Raw genomic sequence first — 19,859 nt, forward strand, 5'->3', positions numbered from 1 at the left:
ATTCTGACACTGCAAGTCGCAGGCCGGGCGACCTGACGCAGCTGCCTTAAACCAGGATCAGGGTCGCGAGGCCGAGGAAACTGAAGAATGCCATAATATCTGTAAGTGTCAGTACGAAGACCGATGAGGCAACTGCAGGATCCGCGCCTGCGCGCTTTAGGGTCAGAGGCACAACGATGCCCGAAAAGCCTGCCCAGATGAATGTGGCAAACATCGCGACGGAAATCGTCAGGCTGAGTTCGGGGCTCCTGAACCAGGCGAAGGCGATGATGCCCACGCCGATCGCAAAGATCACGCCATTTGCAAGTCCGGTCAGTGTCTCGCGCAGGATCGCCCGGCGACCGGCATCGCCTTCCATCTCGCGCTCGGCGATAGCGCGCACGGCCACAGCAAGCCCTTGGCTGCCAGCATTGCCGCCGAGCGCCGCAACCACCGGCATCAGGATGGCCAGCTGCACCACCTGATCAAGCACGCCTTCAAAGATCGCGATAATGGCCGAAGCAATGAAAGCGGTTACCAGGTTCACCGCCAGCCAGGGTGCGCGCGACTTGACCGAGTCCAGCACTGTGTCCGAGCCGTCGGCCGCGTTCACCCCGGACAGAGCAAGAAGGTCTTCGGTATTTTCTTCCTGAATAACATCGACGACGTCATCGACGGTGAGCATGCCAATCAGGCGGCCATTGTCATCGGTGACCGGGGCCGAAGCGAGCGAGTACTTCTGGAACTGGTAGGCGGCTTCTTCCTGGTCCATCTCGACCCGGATGTCGGACTCCACCTCTTCCATGATGTCACTGAGGTTTACGTCCCGCGGCGTGCGTAGCAGCGTCGCAAGTGGCACCTGGCCTTTGAGCTTGTGCGCCGGGTCGATGACATAAACTTCGAAGAATTCAGCCGGCAGGTCATCGGCATGTTCGCGCGCATGGTCGATCGTATGTCCCACGGTCCAGAACTCAGGCGCCGCGAAATATTCGCGCTGCATGAGTCGGCCAGCGGTCTCTTCCTCATAGGCAAAGCCCTGCTCGAGCGAGGCTCGGTCTTCGGGCGCAAGCTCATCAAGGATGCGTTCGCGCCGGGCTTCCTCAAGGTCTTCGAGGATGGTCGTGACGTCGTCTGAATCAAGCTCGCCAAGCACCGCCGCCACAGCGTCATCTGGCAGGACCTCAACAGCCTCTTCGCGGTACTCGTCGCGCAGTTCGATAATGATGCTGGTCGGCAGCTGGCCGCCGAGAAGATCGACACAGGCAGCGAAATCGTCGCCGGACAACTGTTCGAGAAGGTCAGCAGCATCTGCCGGGTGTAGCCGCCCCAAAAGGCGGGCAAGCCATCGCGTATCCCGCTCCCAGACGGCGTCACGCACATCCTGAACATAGTCGAGATGCGCCTCGCGGCCGGGATCGTCAGATGAATCTGTCTGGCTGTTTTGCGGCAGATCGGACAAGGGACCCCTCCATCGTTCCGGACGGCTAGGCGCCCGAGCTGCCTGACTTCCCCAGGGATGGTGCGGTCGAGAGGACTCGAACCTCCACGGATTGCTCCACAGCGACCTCAACGCTGCGCGTCTACCAGTTCCGCCACGACCGCACTGGATCCCTACGGGAAGTCCGCGCGGTATAAGTGCGCAAAGAAGCTTTGTGAAGCCCTGCTTGCACCTCTATATGCGCGAAATGACAGATTTTCCCGCAGTTGAATGGGCCGTCAGTGAAAAGCCGGTCAGTTATGATGCCGCTATTGCCTTCATGGAGCGCCGCGTGAGGGCAATCCGCGACGAAGGCGCGCCAGAACTTGTCTGGCTGCTTGAGCATCCCCCGCTCTACACCGCCGGAACAAGCGCCAAGCCGCATGACCTCAAGGACGCGAATCGCTTCCCCGTCCACGAGACCAGCCGCGGCGGACAGTACACTTATCACGGTCCTGGTCAGCGGGTCGCTTATGTCATGCTGGATGTTGCCGCGCGCGGCCGCGATATACGCGACTTTGTGGCAAAGCTCGAAGCCTGGGTCATCGGCGCACTGGATGAATTCAATGTGAAAGGCGAGGTCCGCCGCGGCCGCGTTGGCGTCTGGGTCGACCGGTCATCGCCCGGTTCCACGACACGCGAAGACAAGATTGCCGCTATTGGCCTGCGCCTGAAGAGATGGGTCAGCTTTCACGGCATCAGCCTGAACGTCGAACCTGATCTCACCCACTTTGAAGGCATCACGCCGTGCGGGATCTCAGATGACGGTCTTGGTGTTACCAGCCTTGTCGACCTCGGCCTGCCAGTGTCGATGGATGATGCCGATGTTGCATTGAAAAAAGCTTTCCGGGACGTCTTTCTGTCAGAGCTTGAAGACGTCCCTGCCCCGCTCCGCGATCAGGACGCGTAAGGTCGACGATTCATTACTGAACTTGAGGCACCGCCATTTGGTGGGTAGTTGCCGAAGAAAGGCACGCGCGCGACCCACATCAAGCTCCAGATCGCAATCAGGCCGCTTAGCGGGATCACCACATTCTGGATCATGGGCGCCGCCGCTTTCAGAACGAACTCGGTCTTGGGCGCCATGGGCTGGTCGAGGTTCATACCGCCCCTTCCACCCGGAGGCCCTCCGCGACCGCGCTGCTGTTGTTGTTGGGCGCCTTCACCACCCCCCTCAGCTTCAGCTTTTGCGCGGGCGGCTTCGCGTTCTTCCCGCTGACGCTCCCGAAAGGCGTCAGGATCGGCAAGATAGTCCTGGCGCATCTCGAACTGCTTGTCATAGCTCTTCGCCGTCGACATCGCCGTCGTCGTGAAAAGAGCAAAACCGATCAGCAATGGAATGAGTGGCAGGATCGCCAGTAGCGGCGTCTTGCCCGCATCGTTCAGGCGTCGCGAATGGATCACATAGGAGATGAGTGTTGTCGCGATGAAGACGACCGGGGTCGCATAGGTGCCGAAGATCGAGACACCAGCGCCATCGCCGCCTGCAAGGTTCAGGACAAGCGCTACCGTGAACGGGACAACGATGATCATCGCCTGCAGCGCAAAGAGAAGCGTCCAGGCGCGGGTAAAGTGCAGGCGTGGTGACTCCCCAGTCGGATCAAACAGCGTTTGCAACCAGTTCATACGCTCTGGCAGCTCTCGCTCATCCGTGAGCCAGGGGCGCTTCGGGTCGATTGCAGTATCGGTCGTATCTGACATTCAGGATGGCTTTCGCGTTTTATCGATAAACGTTTATATCTCTATATTCGAATTTATCAATAAACGATAAGAAAAATATCAGCTGAATGTCTCCGGTCCATTTCCGGGCGGCGACCCGTACGTATTGGCTTTCGGATCACTTGGCAGACTGCCAACAATGAGGGCCGCGAGGAGAGCGTTCACAACATAGGAGAGGATGATCAGCGGAAAGAGCAGGTCCACCAGCTGGCGAGACGCCTGCGTGAGCTGCACTTCATCTGCCGTCGCCCAGCCTTCCATGACAGCTTCGAGCAAGGCGGTGCCCTCAGATCCCAGGAACAGCCCACCCAGCAAGGCAAACATCAGGACGAATGTGAAGAACTTTCCACACCAGACCGCGATAATCCACCAGCCGCTGGTTCCGGCATCGTGGAAGCGTTTGGCGAAGATGCAGATGTTAGCGTAGACGAGGCCCAGCGTGACCAGCATGGCAACGATGCCGAGCAGGCCGCCCATTGCGCCTGCAAGCTTGATTTCCATGCCGCGCTTGATGACAGCCACGACCGTCACGAGCACGACGCCCTGCCAGAAGCGCCGCTTCGCGATCCGTCCGTTCGGATTGAAAAGAAGATCTTTCATCGCCTGACGGCAAAGCTCCGGACTGTTAGCGTGATGCCTATTCGAATTCGACCATGATTTCGTCGGCAGCTACGCTGTCGCCAGCGCCGACATTGATTGTCTTCACGGTGCCGGTCGCCTCAGCGCGAATGATGTTCTGCATCTTCATGGCCTCAACGATACAGACAGCCTCGCCTTCCTCGACCTGCTGGCCGACCTCAACGTCGACCGAAACGACCAGGCCCGGCATTGGCGAGATGATCAGCTTGGATGTATCCGGCTTCGGCTTTTCAGGCAGACGTTCAAGCATCTTGGCCGTCAGTGGCGTACAGACGAGGGCGCGCACAGCCACACCGCGATGGCGCAGCAGATAGCCTTCGGTCTTGTCGGCAAACTTTACAGCAAATGGTTCGCCGTCGATCGTGCCTTCGAGAAGGTGCGTGCCCGGCTTCCATTCAGTTTCCAGCAAATGGGTTTTGCCATCAATGCTGACCTTCGCGCTGTCATCACCAAGCTCAAGCTCGATGTCCTGATGGTGCTTGTCCAGAATGACGACCCAGTCCTTGCGGGCTGCCTCCGGCTCGCTCATGCGGCCCGAGATCTGCTCCGCGCGGCGTGCAAAAACGCCGTGCACATAAGCGGCCGTGACCGTCAGATAGAGGCGCTGCCTGTCGGTCGGCTCGACACCATCAAAACCGTCAGGGAACTCGTCCTTGATATAGGCCGTGGTGATGTCGCCGGACCGGAAACGCTTCTCGTCCATGACCGCCGCGACAAACGGAATGTTGTCCTGGATGCCTTCGATGTGAAAGCGGTCCAGCGCGGAGGCCTGGGTATCAAGCGCGGTGTCACGGTCCTTGCCGTGGGTCACCAGCTTGGCGATCATGGGGTCGTAGAACATCGAGATTTCGTCGCCCTCACGGACACCGGAATCCATGCGCACCACACCCTCGCCAAGCTCGCCTTCAGCCGGCGGATGAAAGCGACGCAAGCGGCCGATCGATGGCAGGAACTTGCGATAAGGATCTTCGGCGTAGACGCGGCTTTCGATCGCCCAGCCATTGATCTTCAACTCATCCTGCTTGAGGGCAAGCTTTTCGCCATATGCAGAGCGTAGCATCTGCTCGACCAGGTCGACCCCGGTGATCATCTCGGTCACCGGATGTTCCACCTGCAGGCGGGTGTTCATTTCAAGAAAGTAAAAGCTCTTGTCGACGCCCGACGCGACGAACTCGACTGTCCCCGCGCTGTCATAGTCCACGGCCTTGGCCAGCGCGACAGCCTGCTCGCCCATCTTCTTGCGGGTCGCCTCATCAAGCAGCGGGCTTGGCGCTTCCTCAATGACTTTCTGGTTGCGGCGCTGGATCGAACATTCGCGCTCAAACAGGTAGACACAGTTGCCGTGCTTGTCGCCCATGATCTGGATTTCGACGTGCCGCGGCTGTTCGATGAATTTTTCGATGAAGATCCGGTCGTCGCCGAATGAGGCCTTGGCCTCTGCCTTTACAGCTGGAAAGCCTTCCTCGACTTCCTTGTCATTATAGGCGACGCGAATGCCCTTGCCGCCGCCACCAGCCGATGCCTTGATCATCACCGGATAGCCGACGTCATTGGAGACCTTCACGGCTTCTTTGGTGTCCTCGATCAGCCCCATATGGCCGGGCACGGTGCTGACGCCAGCTTCCGCGGCAAGGTTCTTGGAGCTGATCTTGTCACCCATCGCCTCGATGGCGTGCGGGTTCGGACCGACAAAGGCGATGCCTTCCTTTTCAAGCCGCTTTGCAAATTCAGGGTTTTCCGACAGGAAGCCGAAGCCTGGATGGACCGCTTGAGCGCCGGTCTGCTTCACCGCATCGACGATCTTGTCCATGACTAGGTACGATTCTGCGGCAGGCGAAGGACCAATGTGGACCGTTTCATCGGCCATCTCGACAGCCATGGAGCCAGCGTCGGCATCTGAATAGACAACGACCGTTTTGATACCGAGGCGTCGGCAGGTCTTGATCACACGGACAGCAATCTCGCCGCGGTTGGCGATCAGGATTTTCTCGAACATGACTGACCCCTGAATCAGCAGTGATTTATAAAAGAAGCCCTGACTTATAGCCCGGCGGCCAGCCTGTCCATGACGTGCCCTTGCGTCATGCCTCCGGTTTAAGAGATCTGACTGTAATCTGTCCTGATTGCGGGCTCAGCCTGAGCGCGAGCACCGCTCAGGCGCTGTCGCGTAAACCGTCCTCACGCAGGGCTTCTGAAAGCCCGCGCGTAAAGGCCGGAACGTCTTCTTTCATCAGGTTCACGAGGCGCCGCTCAGCCGGGGTGATCGATTTGTCCCAGCCAAGTCGTTTGAGGAACCACTGGCTTTCCTCTTCGGTGATCTTGGCCCCAGCGCGCCGCGCTTCATTGGCGGCATAGTAGCGAGCCCGGGCTGCGGACTCGTCGCTATAGCTGACGCGGTCGAACCATTTCCCGCCGATGAAGGCATTGCTCATACGCCCCAGGAAACCGCCAACATTGACGTCTGTGTCGCGAAGCCATGCCTCGCGCGTCAGGGCACACTCTTCTGTCTGTGGATCTGGATGCGCAGCAGAGACGAGATGGTTCAGCACAGCCTTGGCGAACACATTTTCCCAGCTCTTGGAGTTCAATGCGTGGCCGATCGCGTCATTCGTGCGAAACAGCACATTCGCTTCATGCCTTGAGATAGAGATTGATCCGTCGCCGGCCGGCGCGTGCAGGATACGGCGCATACGCTCTGTCATTTCATCGTCGGCAAAACCTGCCTCGATGATCCTGTTCGAAATCGCATTCAGACAGAAATGAGAGAGGCGGACCGGCGCACCTTCGGCAAAGCGCAGTGTCGACAGTATGAGGTCAATCTCAGCATCGTTCGGCAGATGCCCTTTCCCCTCGATCTGCGAGATCAACCAGTCTGTTTCTTCTTCGGTGACCCAGCCTGCCGGCGTTTCCTGCAGTAGCAGAAAGTCCTTCACGATTTCGACAAACCGGTCGGTCCAGTCCGGATCAGGCGCGGCCAGCGTGGAATTTAGCCGGAACAATGCCTCGGCTTCCTCACGCGAGACGATGCCATCGCTGTAGATTTCATTGAGAAGCAGGCGCGCTTCAGATTGGCTCAGCTGCCCAAGTTGCGCGATCTGTGCCATACGCGCTTTCAAGTCCTCGGACATCCTGATTCCACCCGGTGCCGGTTCCAACAGCCCTAGAGGTCGCAGAAACCCCTTTAAAAGGCGTTATCAAGCCCATGCGCCGTTCCGGCCCCGGCTCATCGCATCCGCAGGAATTTGGAGAACAGGTATAGAAGGTCACGCGGCATATCCGGGTTGAGCAGCGCGTCGATTGATTCGTCCTGGCGAACGACCATCGTTGACGACCCTTCATCATCGTCGACACGATGATAGTTCATGCTCCACTCGGGGAAGGCGCGCTTTTCGACAGGCTCCCCGATGATCTGGGTCACACCTTGATGGCGATCATCCCTCATGATGCGCTGATAGGTATTGAGGACTTCGTCGCGCTCGCCCTCAAGAGCCTGCATGAACGAACGACCATTTTGGGCGAGAAATCCAGTCAGGTAACGTTCGTCATTATTCGACTGCGACACGTTGAGGATGCTGTCGATATCATCGTCAGCAAGGCCTTCCACGGCCGTGCTGACATAAACCAGCCGGTACATTCGTCTGTCTCTCTATCCTCGTTCGCGCAAGCGAATATTGCCTGCGAAGTGGCGTTTACAATCTACTGAATGTCTTTGAGCGCCAGCGTACGTCACAATAGCCCAGTTTATCATTTTTCGATCAATAGCGATACTATCAACTGTTAAAGCCTTCTCCGTTTTCAAGGTCTTGAGGCGGAAAGCGCCCCGGCATCGGCAGCAGGCCCTTTCTAAGCCACCGCCTAGCCTTTGCTTGACTGCCTTTGCGGAAGCCTCGCACTCTCGACATACAGAAAAGAAAGACACCGCCTTGGGCAGGATGTCTGGGAGGAAAACGTGCCGAGGTTGAAACAGGCGGGCCGTGAGGCCGGCAACCCCTTCGCGAACCGCATATTCGACCTGTTGTTCGAAGACCGCGACCCTGTTGAGAGCCCGGGCACGGCAACCGGCACGCCCGGCAACTGGTGGACCGTCTTCAACATCGTCCCCGACGCATTCAAGCACACGACAGAGGGCTTCCAGTTCTATCGCTCCAAAGAGCGCAAGCTGGACCCGAAACTGAGAGAGCTTGGCCAGACGCGCGCCGGGTTTACGGTGGGATCGCAATTTGTCTTCTCACAACATTGCAAGGCAAGCCGCGATGTCGGCCTGACCGAAGCACAGATCGAAGCGATCCCGCACTGGCAGGTCGCCAATTGCTATAGCGAAATCGAGCGCGCGGTCCTTGCCTATACGGATGCGCTTGTCCTGCAGCGCGGGCGCGTCAGCGACGGGGTCTTCCTTGCGCTCAAGGCATCGCTCTCGGACGAGGAAATTCTGGAGCTGACCTACACCACATGCACCTACATGATGCATGCCGTGATGAGCCGCGCCCTGCGGCTCGAATATGATGATGTCGACGACCGCATCGTCGAGGTGCCAGCACCCGGCGGCGACAGCGCCGACGTCATGTCCATGGTCGACGACAACAAAAAGGGGGAGGAATAAAATGGCCTATCATCATCTCGCGCTCGCCGCGAAAGACATGAAGGCGACCCACGACTTCTATGAAGGCATCATGGGGTTCGAACTGGTCAAGGTAGAGGTCGCGCCCATACCGTCAGGCGGTTGGGGCAAGCATTTCTTCTACCGCATGGACGGCGACGATTCCCGCTTCATCGCCTTCTGGGAGCTGCATGACACCGCCACCCAGGATAAGCACATCCACGACCTCAATGAGGCCGCGAACCTGCCGGCACTGACCAATCACTATTCCTTCGCCGTTTCCACCAAGGAAGAGCTTGCCGCCTGGAAGGACAAGTGGCGGAAGGCCGGCCTCAAGGTCTTCGAGATCGACCATAACTGGTGCCATTCGATCTACACGACAGATCCCAACGGCAATGGCGTCGAATTCTGCCTGACGACAGGCAGCTTCGACAAAGCAGACCGCGACCGCGCGCTCGCGGCGCTCGATGAGACTGAGTTCAAGCCGTCCCCGCCGCCAGCCATGGTCAAGTTCTGGGAGCCGGAGCCCGCCTGAGGCCCTTGTCCTAGTTCTTCAGGACCGCCCGCACCCACGGCCCGTAGCCGGAGCCGCCAAGCATGGCGAGCTGCTGTTCGGCAGAGACCTCATTGATCGGCACTTGCGGTGTCGCCATCGGGTGCACCGCTTTGCGAAGCGGGCGCTGGCCTGCCGGCATCATGATGATCTCGGCAATCGCGCGCGGTATATCCATCGGGTCGGTATTGCCGCCGCCATTGCCCGCATCGCCCATGCCTGCGGTCAGCAGCGGATAGGCAGCGATGAGCGGCTCGCGTGAGCGCTCTTTCAGGTCGGCGGAATTCACGGCCGCGTTCTGCCAGATTTCAGTGGGGTAACCGCCCGGCTGGATGATCGTGACTTCAATGCCCTTGTCGACCGTCTCATAGGCAAGCTGTTCGCTGAGGGCTTCAAGCGCGAATTTGGTCGGTGAATACTGGCCAAGACCCGGAATGATCAGACGGCCAAGCTGCGACGTCACATTGAAGATCTGCCCCCTGCCCGCCTCACGCATGGCCGGCAGCGCGGCGCGGATCATGCGCTGGGCGCCGAACACGTTCGTGTCGAACATCAGCTTTGTTGCCTCAAGGTCCTGCACTTCGATCGGCCCGGACATGGCGATGCCCGCATTGTTGATCAGGATATCGAGCGCGCCGCCGGCGGCAGCTTCAGCTTCGGCGACGCCAGCTTCGACCTGCTCATCAGAGGTGATGTCAATTTCGATGACCGTGATGTCCAGATTTTCTTCTTCCGCCAGCGCGCGAAGCTCATCAGCTTCCTGACGCGGCAGGTTCCGCATGGTCGCGAAGACTTTTGCGCCAAGCCGGGCATAATGTTCAGCTCCAAGGCGCCCAAACCCTGAAGATGAGCCCGTTATAAGGATGGATTTGCCCGAAAGCCCCATCGCCGCGCCGCTGGACGACTGAGCCGCCGCACCTGAAACTGAAGATGCAGCGAGTGCTGCTGCGCCTGCCCCGAGAAGGAGTTGGCGGCGGCTGGGGGACATGGATCTGGACATTCGGGCACCTCTTCGCTTTCCAATTTGCGCGCATTGTAGCTGAGGCGGCGAGCATGTCGAACAGCTTCGCGTTCACAATTCGGCGATGAGCTATGCGCGCGCCAGATAAGTGTCATCACAGGCCGCAGTGAAACCGGTTGAGACAAAGCGCGTTTCCAATGGGCGTCATGAGCAAACGCAACGACGCGTTGAACAGATTTACAAACGTGCAACCGCACAAGGAGACGATGATGACGCACGCCAAAGGATTCACGAGCAAGCTTCGCGCCCATATGGCCGCCGGCGCTTTCCTCGCAGCTGGCGCCGTGGCTTTCGCGCCAATCGCGCAAGCCGCGAACGAAGATCATGATGCAGCCCTGCTGGTGACCGATACCGCGGCGCAGGCAGTTACCGCACTCGACGATCAGGTCATTTCAGACGACGAGGCTGACCGCGTTCTGTCTAATGTGGACATCGACGCCGTCGCCAAATTCACACTCGGCAACAAGTGGGCAAACATCTCTGCCGATGAACAGTCACGCTATGTTGATGCCTTCAGGGTCTTTGCGCGCAATCAGATGAAAGAGCACCTGTCCGGCCTCTCCGGCGCGGACGTCAAAGTGACGGACGTCATCGCTCGCGGTGACAAGGATGCTATTGTGGTGACGCAGGTTCGCACCGCAGGCAACGACCTTCCGCAAGAGATGAGCTGGCGCGTTATGGCCAATGGCAGCTGGCATATCGTCGATATCCAGGCGCAGGACATCTGGTTCGCCATCGAACAGCGCGCCCAGTTCGGCGCCATCCTCGACCGTAACAATGGCGACATCGATGCGCTGATCAACGAGATCTCGAGCTAGGCTCCACAATTCTCTCGCATTTCGAAAAGCCGGCCTTCGCGCCGGCTTTTCTCTTGCCCGCAATAAAAAAGGCCCCGAACGGATCGGGGCCTTTCAGTGTCAGATGAACACGTCTCTATTCAAGCGGCGCGTTCGTGTCTTCGCCGACACTGCCTGCTGCTTCACCCGCGACGCCGAAGCCGCGGTCACGCATCAGCGCATCGGTGTCCGGTTGGCGACCGCGGAAGTTTTCATAAGCTTCCGACGGCGGCAGTGTGTTGCCAACCGACAGGATCCACTTACCGAAAGCGTCAGCCGTCTCGCGGTCGTAAGGACCACCAGCTTCCTCAAATGCTTCCCACGCATCCGCGCTGAACGTGTCGGCCCAGAGATAGGCGTAGTAGCCGGCTGCATAGCCTTCCCCAGAGAAGACGTGCGCGAATTGCGGCATGCGGTGCCGCATTGGCAGCTCTTCCGGCATGCCCAGCTCTTCAAGCGTTTCGCGCTCGAAGGCATCCGGATCGAAGCCTTCGAAATCCGTCATCATGTGCAGCTTCATGTCAACGAGAGCACTGGCGAGATACTCGGTCGTATCGAAGCCCTGCCGCGCATTTGCGGCCCGTTCGATCTTGTCGACCAGCTCCTGTGGGATCGGCTCACCGGTCTCAACGTGTAGCGCATAATTCTCCAGCACTTCGCGCGTCGGCAGCCAGTTTTCGTGAACCTGACTCGGGAACTCCACATAGTCGCGCGGCACGGCGGTCCCGGCGAGCGACGGATAGGTCACATTTGAGTTGAGACCGTGCAGCGCATGACCGAACTCGTGGAATAGCGTCGTCGCGTCATCCCATGATATCAGGACCGGTTCGCCTTCGGCACCTTTCACGAAGTTCGAATTGTTCGAGACGATCGGCGTGGTGAACCCATCCAGATTGTCCTGCGTGCGATAGGCGTTCATCCAGGCGCCCGAACGCTTGCCCGTGCGCGCATACGGATCGAAGTACCAGAGACCGAGATGCTCACCGTCACGGGTGACTTCCCAGACGCGAACATCTTCATGGAAGACCGGCACGTCGGTGACCTGTTCGAACTCCATGCCGTAAAGCTCACCAGCCATCCAGAACATGCCTTCACGGAGGTTCTCAAGCTGGAGGTATTGCTTCACTTCCTCGGAATCGAAATCGTATTCGGCCTGGCGGACTTTCTCGGCATAGTAGCGATAGTCCCACGGCGCGATCTTGATCCAGGCTTCTTCCTCATCGGCAATCGCCTGCATCGCAGCCACTTCCTCGTCGACCTTGGCGGTCGCAGCGGGCCAGACTTTCAGCATCAGGTCCATGGCAGCCTGCGGATTGCCCGCAACGGCCTTCTCAATGGAGCGGTGCGCAAAGCTCTCATAACCAAGGATCTGCGAGCGTTCGGCACGCAGCGGCATGATCTTCGCGATAACGTCATTATTGTCATACTCGTCGCCATTGTCGCCGCGCGCATAATAGGTGCGCCAGACTTCTTCGCGAAGGGCCCGGTTATCTGAATAGGTCAGGAAGGGGTCCATGGAGGAACGGGTGTTGAGAATGGCGTACTCGCCGCCCTCATTGTTCCGGCTTTCGGCAGCCGATTTAGCCGCGTTTACGACCGAATCCGGGAGACCGGCGAGATCCTCCTCGCTCAGCCACGTAACATAAGCTTCCTCATCATGGAGGAGGTTGTTCGAGAAGCTGGTATATAGCGGGGCGAGTTCCTGATTGATCTCTGCGACCCTAGCCTTTTCCTCATCATCGAGTGCGGCGCCAGCTCGAACAAAGTCGGTGTAATAATCCCAGACAAGGCGCTGCTGTTCTGCCGTTAGCTGGTCATAATCGTCGCCATTATAGATCGCGTCGATACGCTCAAACAGGGCAGTATTCTGGTAGATCGCGTCCTGGAAGGCCGCCAGCTTCGGCGCAACTTCGCGCTGCACGGCCTGGACTTCCGGGCTGTTCAGGTTTGAAGCCCAGATACCATAGACGGTCAGCGCGCGGCTAAGCTCGCTCGCGCCCTGCTCCATTGGCAGGATGGTGTTCTCGAAAGTTGCGGCCTCGTCCTGCGCAGTCAGCGCATCGATCTCGGCGCGGGCGCTTTCCATGGCCGTCTCGAGAGCCGGCTGGAACATCGCCACATCAACCTGATCGAATGGTGGCACACCGCTATAAGGCCCGGTCCACTCTGCAAGGAGGACCTGCGGATCGGCAACTGGCGCCATCTCAGCCTCTTCGGCCATGGTTTCGGTGGCCGCGTCCTGGGCAAGGGCTGCAGGGTTTATGGCGCTCATCGTCAGCGCCGATGCGCCTGCAAATAGAAGGGTCTTCAGTTTCACTTGTATCATCGCTCCAGTCTGGGTGATCCCCGCCGCCTGAAGGCATCGCGGATCAAAGTAATTTCAAACGCAATTAATTGGAGTTCTAGCATCCGCTTGCGCCGCTCGTCCAATCCGTCGCAAGGATTTAGGATGACAATGCGGTAAGGAAACAGACCATGCACTGGATCGCCATCATCATTATTGCCGTCTGGATGCTGGTCGGCGGCGTGCTTCACTTGATCACGCCAGAGCCGTTCTTTCGCGCCGTCCCGGATGGATTGCCGAAGCTGGCCATTGTTTATCTGTCAGGCATCGCCGAAATCGCGATCGGCATTGGCGTTCTGATGCCCCGGACACGGGCGATTGCCGGCCTCACCTTCGCAGCAATGTGCCTTGTCTACCTGCCGATCCACGCCTGGGACTTCTTCCGGGCCGATCCAATCTTCTCGGTTCCGTGGGCAGCATCCGCGCGTATCGCAGTACAGCTTGTCCTGATCGCGCTGGGCCTCTGGCTCTGGCAGCGCAGGAAGATCAGCGCTAGTGGTCGTGGCCGCCCCCATGGCTCGCCCAGACCTCCTGGCCGCCCTCCCCGAAAAGGATAACATTATAGGCATCGACCCGGTCGCCCATTTCCATGCCCGGTGAGCCAGCCGGCATGCCCGGCACAGACAGGCCGCGCGCCGACGGCATTTCGGCAAGAAGGCGGCGGATATCAGCGGCCGGAACATGCCCCTCGACCGCATAGCCGTTCACTTCGCCGGTATGACAGCTCTGCAGTTCACCTGGCACGCCAAGTTCGCTGCGGACGGGCGAAAGGTCTTCATGCTCGTGGATAACGACGTCGAAGCCGTTTTCTTCAAGATGCTCGGCCCATTTCGCGCAGCAGCCGCACCATGGCGTCTTGTGGACATTCATTGTCTGAGCATGGGCGGGCGCCGGGGCCGAAAACAGGGCCCAACCTGTAAAGACGGCGCCAGCGAGCGCAAGGCTGGCAAAGGCGGACGCGAAGACTTTCGACATGAGGACCTCCCTGATCTGTGCCTGTCAGCAAGCACAGATTGCAACCCGATGCCAGCAGTGCGCATGTTTTCGCTTGCAAAGGCAACCAAAAGCATGGATGGTCCAGTTCTCGACTTTTCGCCGGACTATCAGGCCTTGTTTGCGGTGGCCCTTGTGGCACGCTGCGCTCTCGACTTAGACGACTCCCAAAAAGTTTCGACACCCCCGCACGCAATGTCGCGTGTGGTAACGCTTTGCAGGAGATCTTTTATGACCCAAGGCACAGTTAAATTCTACAACGACCAAAAAGGTTTTGGTTTCATTGCACCTGACAATGGCGGCGACGACGTGTTCGTTCACGCCACCGCCCTTGAGCGTTGCGGCATGTCCGCCCTCAACGAAGGCCAGAAGGTGCAGTTCACGACCGCTGTCGACCCACGCAAGGGCAAGACCGCTGTCGACCAGATCGAAATGGTCTAGGCTTTTTCTGAGGTTGGGCGCACCGCGCGAGAACGACCTCTGAAAATCTAATACGAAAACGCCAGCGGGCCCGACCCGTTGGCGTTTTTTTTATGCCTATCTGAAATTGAAACCAGACCCCAACGCAGGGCGCGACGGTGTCTGGACGATGCACTGACGGTGCATCCACGGTGTTTCTGGAGGGTGGTCGCGAACAGCGTGTCACTTGCGGAAAGACAAGTTCCCGACCCGCGCCGCCCGGCCCCTGCCCCATCGTCCGGGGCATGATTTAGCCATGCCGCACGCGGGGCAAGCTCGCCCCGGATCCCGGCGCGCTTTTTTGGTTAACGGGTGGACTTAATCATACGTTAACCTTAACAAAGGGGACGCCTGTGGTGGGGCGGGGACAGGCACACATGCATGAGCAGGCTAGATATTCCTCTGGATTGGGCTGGATCTGGGCCCTTATCGGCCTGATCGTTATCATCCTGCTGCTGTTCGGCGCATCACAAAGCGGCATCTTCTCGAACAAGCATAGCGACGACCCGATCTTCCAAGCCTGCACTGACACCTATGGGAGGGACAACTGCTCGTGTTTTGCTGGCATTCTTAGAATGCAGCTCACTACAAACGCCTATGACAAGTATGTCGAGGATCTTAAGCCGGACAGACGCCGCTACCGCTATTTCGATGGTCGTCTGGCGGAGAATAGCTTCACCGGACGCGATGCAGGGGTGTGCGTAGATGCCTCTGATATTTGCGAAGTGCCGGTCTGCGAGCCGCGCTATAACCTTCCCCGGGAAAACTATGGGATCGATAGCGCCCTTCTACCGCAAAGCCAGGAGCGGCTCTACGAGGGCACCTCCGAAACTTGGGACCAAGGATCATGAACAGGGTCTATATCCTCATAACCTTGGCCTTGGGCGTACTAATTGTGGGCGGCGCTACCGCGTTCCTTGCAGCAAATAGCACGGCGCAACAGTCAGCGCTCGACTTTGAAGCCGGCGCCATTCCGGCGGAAGAGAGTGTCGATGTGAGGACAGATGAGTGGCAACCGCGGACCCCGTCGGAAGTGTCGCAACAGCAAGGCCGCTGGGTGCCCCCCGGCACCAGTGTGAGCGACCAACTTCACAGCTATGGCTATGAGTCCCCCAAATCCTTTGGCAACCCAGACCGAGGCTGGTCTGGTCGTCATCGCGAACCGTTCCCGGCCGAACCCTGGGCGTTTCACCTGGAAACCATCGCCCCGGGCACAAGCGGCACAAATGCCGCGCTGGTCTGCGTCGCTGGCGCGGCGGAATGCGTGCCCCGGCCCATCGCCGCACGTGTCTATAGCGAAGCTGCGCGCTACTGGCTGCTGCGCGGGGATGCCGAGCTGACCACGCTGGAGCTTGATTGCGGCGAGGCCTATTCGTCGATTATCGATTTTGGCTGTGAGCGCGCGGGCGGACGTCCACTGATGCCGGAGTCGCGCGAAGCCGCGATGCGTTACTGGAACCGGTCGGTCGCCTGGGGGCGGCCATTCGGCGCGCAATCATCGATCCTCGCCCAACGCCGCCTGCAGGCCCATCTGGTGGATTGTCCGGTCTCGCAGGAGAGCCTCTCCCGGATTGCGCGCGATCCAGCCAGTGTTATGGCCGATGTGATCGGGCTCAATCTGCGTCAGGCCGCGCTCACGGCGCTGGGATATTATAGCGGTACGATTGACGGCGCGTATGGGGCGGAGACACGCCGGGCTGTGCGGGCCTTCCAGCGGGAGCTCGGTTATGACGAGACCGCCTCGCTGACCCCGCGCCAGACCGCCCAGCTGATGTGTCATGCCGCCCAGACCGCACGCGATCCCGGCGTCCAGAACGTCTTGGGGATCATGCACGCGGTGGGCCTCGGCGTGGTGCAGAACACCGATCTGGCGCTGGAATGGCTGGAAATGGCCGCCGTGCGCGGCGATCCCGATGCCAATTTCAATCTGGCGGTAATCTACGGCACGGGCGCGGTGTTCGGCTCGTACCGGCTCTGCGCCATCGTCGAAAATCCAGAGCGCGCTGACGCTTATCTGCGCGACGCGGCTGATCTCGGCCATGACATAGCGCGCCGCCTGCGATCGACCCCTGAACTGGCCCATGCTCCGAACGCCCAGGTGCGCTGGGCGCGGATCCGTCAGGAGATCGAGGACGAAGCCAGCGAAGCGCCCGGGCGAGGCGCGCGGGCAATGGAAATTCTGCGCAACGCCATGCGCGCCCGCGTACCTCCGGCTGCCGCCGGGTGTCTAGACGCCAATGCAAGCCGGTGACGGCAATATCAAGAGGACAGGACCGATGCGCAAATTGACACTTCTCAGCGTGCTAATCAGCGCCGCCGCGCTGGTCGGGTGCGGGGCTCATCAGCAGTCTTATGTGCCCCTCCCGGCGACCCCCTACTATCCGCCTAGTGTTGCGCCCGTTGTCACCACCGCAGACGCGATCGCCATCGATACCGCCCTGCAAGTGTGCGAGGTGGATTCGCTGCGCGCCCAGCGTGATGAACGCATCGAGGCGTCGCGCGCGCTTCTGGTCACCGGCTATGCCTCGGGCGGGGATGTGAACGAACGCTCGCAAGCAACCCAGGGCAATTTTCGCGTGGATCAGCCACCATCAGGACCGCAAACCGAACGCACCGAGATCCTGCGCGCTTTCGAGATCGATCTGGACGCGGCCTATCGCTTCGCCGAGGGCTCCTGCCGCGCCTACGCCGCCTGCATGCATCAGCGCGATTATCAGGAAGGCGCCTGCACCGGCTCGCTCAATTCCTGGGAGCGCTCGCAGGACCGTTTCACGGACGTGTCGCTGTCGCTGGCGGAAATCCGGGCCGGGATCGCCGCGCCCGTCGTGCAGCGCCCGGTCTATGGCCATAGCTATCAGCGAGACCGCTACGACCGCCACCATCGCCCCCACCGGGATCGCTACCGCAAGGATCGCGATTGCGACGGCGTTATCGCAGACCTGTTCACCACCAGCGCCTGCGACCGCAAGCATTAGACAGAACGGGCGGCCGCAGGCTCGGTCAGAGTCGCGGCGTTAGAGGTCTGGTTTTCCACAAACGGAGCTAGGGCGGCGCCAGCGGTCTTGCCGGCTGGAGAGCGGTGTTCTGAAGGTCCACGCATGGTGTCCCCACGGTGTCAGGACGGTGTTTTGCGGGAGCGTCCGCAAAGGCGGCAATCCCCGCGCCGGGTGCAAGCCGTAGCCATGGCGCGCGCGGGGCAAGCTCGGCCCGCTCTTGCTGCGCCTGAGGCTGCCCGGAGACCTGTAATGTGATGACGATCCGCCCATTGGGCAGGACGGCGACCCCCATTATGCCGATGGGGTTGGCCGCGCGATAGGCGCGGTAATAGCGCTCCACCGCCCACACCTCGAACAGGAAGAGCGGCCAGGTCCAGACCGGCAGCTTTGCAAGGGTTTCGAGGATCCACGCGCGGGTGAGCATGGTGGGATTATGGGGGTGGTTTGGTGGGGTGGGGATAGCTTATTTTTTAGTGGCAGTGCGAGCTAATTAGCTTTGCCCACCGCAACGTCTCTTTAGACGTCGCGGATTTTGAAGCGCTGAAATCTCTCAAAACCTGCTCAAACCGCCCCCAATAACCGAGGCTATCCGTTTCAACATGCTCGTATTGGCCTGACCTTATGCTCGATTCAGATTGCAAAAGATGCGACAACAGATGCAAATCGCTCATCGGACGCATGCTCGCAGAATTTGGTGTGTCAGCTTCAATTATTCGTTGTGCGCGAGAATAGTGGCGCTCGTATAAATGAAGCGATGAAGCTTGATGATAGTATTTTCCTAACTTGCAGCCTAGCTCTAAAGCCAAACGCTCTTGAAGCATCGAAAAAAAGAATACGTCGTAAGGCAGGCCCCATATGGCGTCGTTGCTTCGCATCGTGACGAAGCAATGAACACAACCAGAGCGAACCATGAATTGACAGGAAGTGGTGCACGACAAATCTTTCGCGTTCACGTCAAGCGAAGAGAGTGGGCGCGCAAGCGTAATACAGGCTCGACGACTATTGATGTCATGCTTCAACATATTCACAACGGCTCTCCATTGATCATCTGAAGCACTGTCCGCGAATACTTTCGCGCCATAGCAACTCTCAGCTATATGCGCACCATCGTCAGATGTATCACGCCATGCACTTGCGTAATACGCAATAGCATCGACGGAGTCGGAACCCGAGCTGTGCCAGCAAAATTCGCCTATCGCCAAAGGTAGACTCCATCGGGCAGCACTATTTAAAATGAGACGCGCCCTCGGATCGGCAAGGCAAAAGTTAAAGTTCAATATCTCGCGGGTGACTTGACCTCTTGGTTTGATTTCATGACCGCTGCAGATAATCTTCCGCAGCGCGAACACCAAAACCTGATCAAGCGAGTCAAAATCAGTTTCCATCAGTTGTCATCACCTTCAGACATACCTTCGCCAGCAGCGTTCTCACTGATAGCTCCTTGAGGCTCATTTGCCGCTTCAATCTGTGCTGCCAATTGGTCTATTCTCAGCTCCAGTCGGCGGATGTATCTCTCCTGCCTTTGCACGCGACCAGCATAACCACCTTCCTCGCGCTCAATATATTCAGTTGCCACCCGCTCAATCATAGAATTGTTCTGCGCGAAATCACTATCTCTTAAATCGTAGATTTCACCCACCAAAAACAATATAATGGAGAACAATCCTAAGGTCGCTGTGAATATTACACCATACCAGCCAAGATTTTTGTAGAATGCGTGCCTCTGATGCCGGGCCAAATAATCGGATATATTTAGGAATGAATTTCCAAAGTTTTGAAGAGCCGAGAATTTAACGTTTTGCACATACTGCGCTTTTTCGACCGTAAGAATTGGCGCTTCAACATTCCCACTGAAACTATGAAACGTTAGCCGAAGAAATGCTTGGCCCTTCCTAATTCTTATTGGCACCTTTCCAAAGTTCACAAATGAAGTTGAAAGAGGACCTCGCCAGCCTGGGTCAACAATTCCGATGTTCAGAGCAAGCGCGCCCTGGTTGCAGAGACCGGTCTTGATGGTGGCATAACCTAGCGTAGTAGGGCCCAGCCTGACGATCTCGCGGGAAATCACCCAAACGATCCCCTGAGGGGCGATTTCGTATTCGTCCCCTTTAAATTCGCGACCGTTCACATCTATAATCTGACCGGCTGTCAGGTCGTAGCCTGCAGGACGAAAATTCTCGTCTGCACTGCCTTCGATTATTCCTCGACCTTCTATCTGCGCCTTACTTAGCAACATGACAGGCACC

At 58.7% G+C, this 19,859-nt stretch carries 21 protein-coding genes and 1 tRNA gene; 9 read left to right on the plus strand and 13 right to left on the minus strand.

What is annotated here, in order from left to right:
- Nucleotides 1-46: 46 nt before the first annotated feature.
- Both mgtE and O4G74_RS09780 read right to left on the minus strand, forming a co-directional pair.
- Nucleotides 47-1,438 carry a magnesium transporter gene (mgtE, locus tag O4G74_RS09775; protein WP_269402422.1) on the minus strand — a complete coding sequence of 464 codons (1,392 nt, stop codon included), beginning with the start codon at nucleotides 1,436-1,438 and terminating at the stop codon, nucleotides 47-49.
- A gap of 58 nt (nucleotides 1,439-1,496) precedes the next feature.
- Nucleotides 1,497-1,581 (minus strand) — tRNA-Leu (locus tag O4G74_RS09780).
- Between the two features lie 83 nt (nucleotides 1,582-1,664).
- On the opposite strand from O4G74_RS09780, the gene lipB reads away from it, so the two are divergent.
- Nucleotides 1,665-2,366 (plus strand): lipoyl(octanoyl) transferase LipB, encoded by a 702-nt coding sequence (lipB, locus tag O4G74_RS09785; protein ID WP_269402423.1) that lies wholly within the window; start codon nucleotides 1,665-1,667, stop codon nucleotides 2,364-2,366.
- Here lipB and O4G74_RS09790 read toward each other — a convergent pair.
- The 5 genes from O4G74_RS09790 to O4G74_RS09810 form a co-directional block, all read right to left on the minus strand.
- A complete protein-coding gene (locus tag O4G74_RS09790) occupies nucleotides 2,354-3,157 on the minus strand; it encodes a DUF805 domain-containing protein (protein WP_269402424.1) in 804 nt (267 codons plus the stop codon). The two genes, lipB and O4G74_RS09790, sit on opposite strands and share 13 nt — an antisense overlap.
- A 78-nt stretch (nucleotides 3,158-3,235) precedes the next feature.
- Complete coding sequence (locus tag O4G74_RS09795) at nucleotides 3,236-3,775, minus strand: DUF805 domain-containing protein (RefSeq protein ID WP_269402425.1); 540 nt, start codon at nucleotides 3,773-3,775, stop codon at nucleotides 3,236-3,238.
- A gap of 37 nt (nucleotides 3,776-3,812) precedes the next feature.
- Nucleotides 3,813-5,810: an acetyl-CoA carboxylase biotin carboxylase subunit gene (locus O4G74_RS09800; RefSeq protein ID WP_269402426.1), complete on the minus strand. Its 1,998-nt coding sequence runs from the start codon at nucleotides 5,808-5,810 to the stop codon at nucleotides 3,813-3,815.
- 157 nt (nucleotides 5,811-5,967) lie between these two features.
- Nucleotides 5,968-6,942 carry a hypothetical protein gene (locus O4G74_RS09805; RefSeq protein ID WP_269402427.1) on the minus strand — a complete coding sequence of 325 codons (975 nt, stop codon included), beginning with the start codon at nucleotides 6,940-6,942 and terminating at the stop codon, nucleotides 5,968-5,970.
- A 95-nt stretch (nucleotides 6,943-7,037) separates the two neighbouring features.
- The gene (locus O4G74_RS09810; RefSeq protein WP_269402428.1) at nucleotides 7,038-7,448 is read right to left on the minus strand and encodes a BLUF domain-containing protein; all 411 of its coding nucleotides are present in this window, start codon (nucleotides 7,446-7,448) and stop codon (nucleotides 7,038-7,040) included.
- Between the two features lie 315 nt (nucleotides 7,449-7,763).
- Here O4G74_RS09810 and O4G74_RS09815 point away from each other — a divergent pair, with 315 nt between their 5' ends.
- Nucleotides 7,764-8,414 (plus strand): carboxymuconolactone decarboxylase family protein, encoded by a 651-nt coding sequence (locus O4G74_RS09815; RefSeq protein WP_269402429.1) that lies wholly within the window; start codon nucleotides 7,764-7,766, stop codon nucleotides 8,412-8,414.
- Nucleotide 8,415: 1 nt separating this feature from the next.
- Nucleotides 8,416-8,946 carry a VOC family protein gene (locus O4G74_RS09820; protein WP_269402430.1) on the plus strand — a complete coding sequence of 177 codons (531 nt, stop codon included), beginning with the start codon at nucleotides 8,416-8,418 and terminating at the stop codon, nucleotides 8,944-8,946.
- Between the two features lie 10 nt (nucleotides 8,947-8,956).
- Here the strand turns inward: O4G74_RS09820 and O4G74_RS09825 are convergent, their stop codons facing one another.
- Nucleotides 8,957-9,952: an SDR family NAD(P)-dependent oxidoreductase gene (locus O4G74_RS09825; RefSeq protein WP_269402431.1), complete on the minus strand. Its 996-nt coding sequence runs from the start codon at nucleotides 9,950-9,952 to the stop codon at nucleotides 8,957-8,959.
- A gap of 179 nt (nucleotides 9,953-10,131) precedes the next feature.
- On the opposite strand from O4G74_RS09825, the gene O4G74_RS09830 reads away from it, so the two are divergent.
- Nucleotides 10,132-10,803: an MlaC/ttg2D family ABC transporter substrate-binding protein gene (locus O4G74_RS09830; RefSeq protein ID WP_269402432.1), complete on the plus strand. Its 672-nt coding sequence runs from the start codon at nucleotides 10,132-10,134 to the stop codon at nucleotides 10,801-10,803.
- A gap of 115 nt (nucleotides 10,804-10,918) precedes the next feature.
- Here the strand turns inward: O4G74_RS09830 and O4G74_RS09835 are convergent, their stop codons facing one another.
- Nucleotides 10,919-13,132, minus strand: coding sequence for a M3 family metallopeptidase (locus tag O4G74_RS09835; RefSeq protein WP_419715392.1), 2,214 nt, complete (start codon nucleotides 13,130-13,132; stop codon nucleotides 10,919-10,921).
- A gap of 164 nt (nucleotides 13,133-13,296) precedes the next feature.
- Between O4G74_RS09835 and O4G74_RS09840 the strand changes: the two genes are divergently transcribed.
- Nucleotides 13,297-13,722, plus strand: a complete 426-nt coding sequence (locus O4G74_RS09840) for a hypothetical protein (protein WP_269402434.1) — start codon at nucleotides 13,297-13,299, stop codon at nucleotides 13,720-13,722.
- Here the strand turns inward: O4G74_RS09840 and O4G74_RS09845 are convergent.
- Entirely contained in the window at nucleotides 13,658-14,140 is a 483-nt protein-coding gene (locus tag O4G74_RS09845; protein WP_269402435.1) for a DUF411 domain-containing protein, read from the minus strand. The genes O4G74_RS09840 and O4G74_RS09845 overlap by 65 nt on opposite strands.
- A 249-nt stretch (nucleotides 14,141-14,389) precedes the next feature.
- Between O4G74_RS09845 and O4G74_RS09850 the strand changes: the two genes are divergently transcribed.
- The 4 genes from O4G74_RS09850 to O4G74_RS09865 all read left to right on the plus strand — a co-directional run bounded on the left by O4G74_RS09850 (nucleotide 14,390) and on the right by O4G74_RS09865 (nucleotide 17,592).
- Entirely contained in the window at nucleotides 14,390-14,599 is a 210-nt protein-coding gene (locus O4G74_RS09850; RefSeq protein WP_269402436.1) for a cold-shock protein, read from the plus strand.
- A gap of 425 nt (nucleotides 14,600-15,024) precedes the next feature.
- Complete coding sequence (locus O4G74_RS09855) at nucleotides 15,025-15,468, plus strand: hypothetical protein (RefSeq protein ID WP_269402437.1); 444 nt, start codon at nucleotides 15,025-15,027, stop codon at nucleotides 15,466-15,468.
- 29 nt (nucleotides 15,469-15,497) lie between these two features.
- Nucleotides 15,498-16,868: a tetratricopeptide repeat protein gene (locus O4G74_RS09860; RefSeq protein WP_269402438.1), complete on the plus strand. Its 1,371-nt coding sequence runs from the start codon at nucleotides 15,498-15,500 to the stop codon at nucleotides 16,866-16,868.
- Between the two features lie 25 nt (nucleotides 16,869-16,893).
- Complete coding sequence (locus tag O4G74_RS09865) at nucleotides 16,894-17,592, plus strand: hypothetical protein (protein WP_269402439.1); 699 nt, start codon at nucleotides 16,894-16,896, stop codon at nucleotides 17,590-17,592.
- A gap of 67 nt (nucleotides 17,593-17,659) precedes the next feature.
- Here O4G74_RS09865 and O4G74_RS09870 read toward each other — a convergent pair whose 3' ends face one another.
- The 3 genes from O4G74_RS09870 to O4G74_RS09880 are packed head-to-tail and all read right to left on the minus strand — an operon-like array spanning nucleotide 17,660 to nucleotide 19,849.
- Complete coding sequence (locus tag O4G74_RS09870) at nucleotides 17,660-18,037, minus strand: hypothetical protein (RefSeq protein WP_269402440.1); 378 nt, start codon at nucleotides 18,035-18,037, stop codon at nucleotides 17,660-17,662.
- Nucleotides 18,038-18,083: 46 nt separating this feature from the next.
- The gene (locus O4G74_RS09875) at nucleotides 18,084-18,998 is read right to left on the minus strand and encodes a thymidylate synthase (RefSeq protein ID WP_269402441.1); all 915 of its coding nucleotides are present in this window, start codon (nucleotides 18,996-18,998) and stop codon (nucleotides 18,084-18,086) included.
- Complete coding sequence (locus tag O4G74_RS09880; protein WP_269402442.1) at nucleotides 18,998-19,849, minus strand: dCTP deaminase domain-containing protein; 852 nt, start codon at nucleotides 19,847-19,849, stop codon at nucleotides 18,998-19,000. Before O4G74_RS09880 ends, O4G74_RS09875 begins: the two co-directional genes overlap by 1 nt.
- Between the last annotated feature and the right edge of the window lie 10 nt (nucleotides 19,850-19,859).

The sequence above is a fragment of the Henriciella marina genome (assembly GCF_027213945.1).
Classification (GTDB): domain Bacteria; phylum Pseudomonadota; class Alphaproteobacteria; order Caulobacterales; family Hyphomonadaceae; genus Henriciella; species Henriciella marina_A.

Bases quoted from the DNA above. Each gene is read 5' to 3' on its own strand.
- lipB (WP_269402423.1), top strand. From the start codon at position 1,665: ATGACAGATTTTCCCGCAGTTGAATGGGCCGTCAGTGAAAAGCCGGTC.
- O4G74_RS09790 (WP_269402424.1), bottom strand. From the start codon at position 3,157: ATGTCAGATACGACCGATACTGCAATCGACCCGAAGCGCCCCTGGCTC.
- O4G74_RS09795 (WP_269402425.1), bottom strand. From the start codon at position 3,775: ATGAAAGATCTTCTTTTCAATCCGAACGGACGGATCGCGAAGCGGCGC.
- O4G74_RS09800 (WP_269402426.1), bottom strand. From the start codon at position 5,810: ATGTTCGAGAAAATCCTGATCGCCAACCGCGGCGAGATTGCTGTCCGT.
- O4G74_RS09805 (WP_269402427.1), bottom strand. From the start codon at position 6,942: ATGTCCGAGGACTTGAAAGCGCGTATGGCACAGATCGCGCAACTTGGG.
- O4G74_RS09810 (WP_269402428.1), bottom strand. From the start codon at position 7,448: ATGTACCGGCTGGTTTATGTCAGCACGGCCGTGGAAGGCCTTGCTGAC.
- O4G74_RS09820 (WP_269402430.1), top strand. From the start codon at position 8,416: ATGGCCTATCATCATCTCGCGCTCGCCGCGAAAGACATGAAGGCGACC.
- O4G74_RS09825 (WP_269402431.1), bottom strand. From the start codon at position 9,952: ATGTCCCCCAGCCGCCGCCAACTCCTTCTCGGGGCAGGCGCAGCAGCA.
- O4G74_RS09830 (WP_269402432.1), top strand. From the start codon at position 10,132: ATGAGCAAACGCAACGACGCGTTGAACAGATTTACAAACGTGCAACCG.
- O4G74_RS09840 (WP_269402434.1), top strand. From the start codon at position 13,297: ATGCACTGGATCGCCATCATCATTATTGCCGTCTGGATGCTGGTCGGC.
- O4G74_RS09845 (WP_269402435.1), bottom strand. From the start codon at position 14,140: ATGTCGAAAGTCTTCGCGTCCGCCTTTGCCAGCCTTGCGCTCGCTGGC.
- O4G74_RS09850 (WP_269402436.1), top strand. From the start codon at position 14,390: ATGACCCAAGGCACAGTTAAATTCTACAACGACCAAAAAGGTTTTGGT.
- O4G74_RS09865 (WP_269402439.1), top strand. From the start codon at position 16,894: ATGCGCAAATTGACACTTCTCAGCGTGCTAATCAGCGCCGCCGCGCTG.
- O4G74_RS09870 (WP_269402440.1), bottom strand. From the start codon at position 18,037: ATGCTCACCCGCGCGTGGATCCTCGAAACCCTTGCAAAGCTGCCGGTC.
- O4G74_RS09875 (WP_269402441.1), bottom strand. From the start codon at position 18,998: ATGGAAACTGATTTTGACTCGCTTGATCAGGTTTTGGTGTTCGCGCTG.
- O4G74_RS09880 (WP_269402442.1), bottom strand. From the start codon at position 19,849: ATGTTGCTAAGTAAGGCGCAGATAGAAGGTCGAGGAATAATCGAAGGC.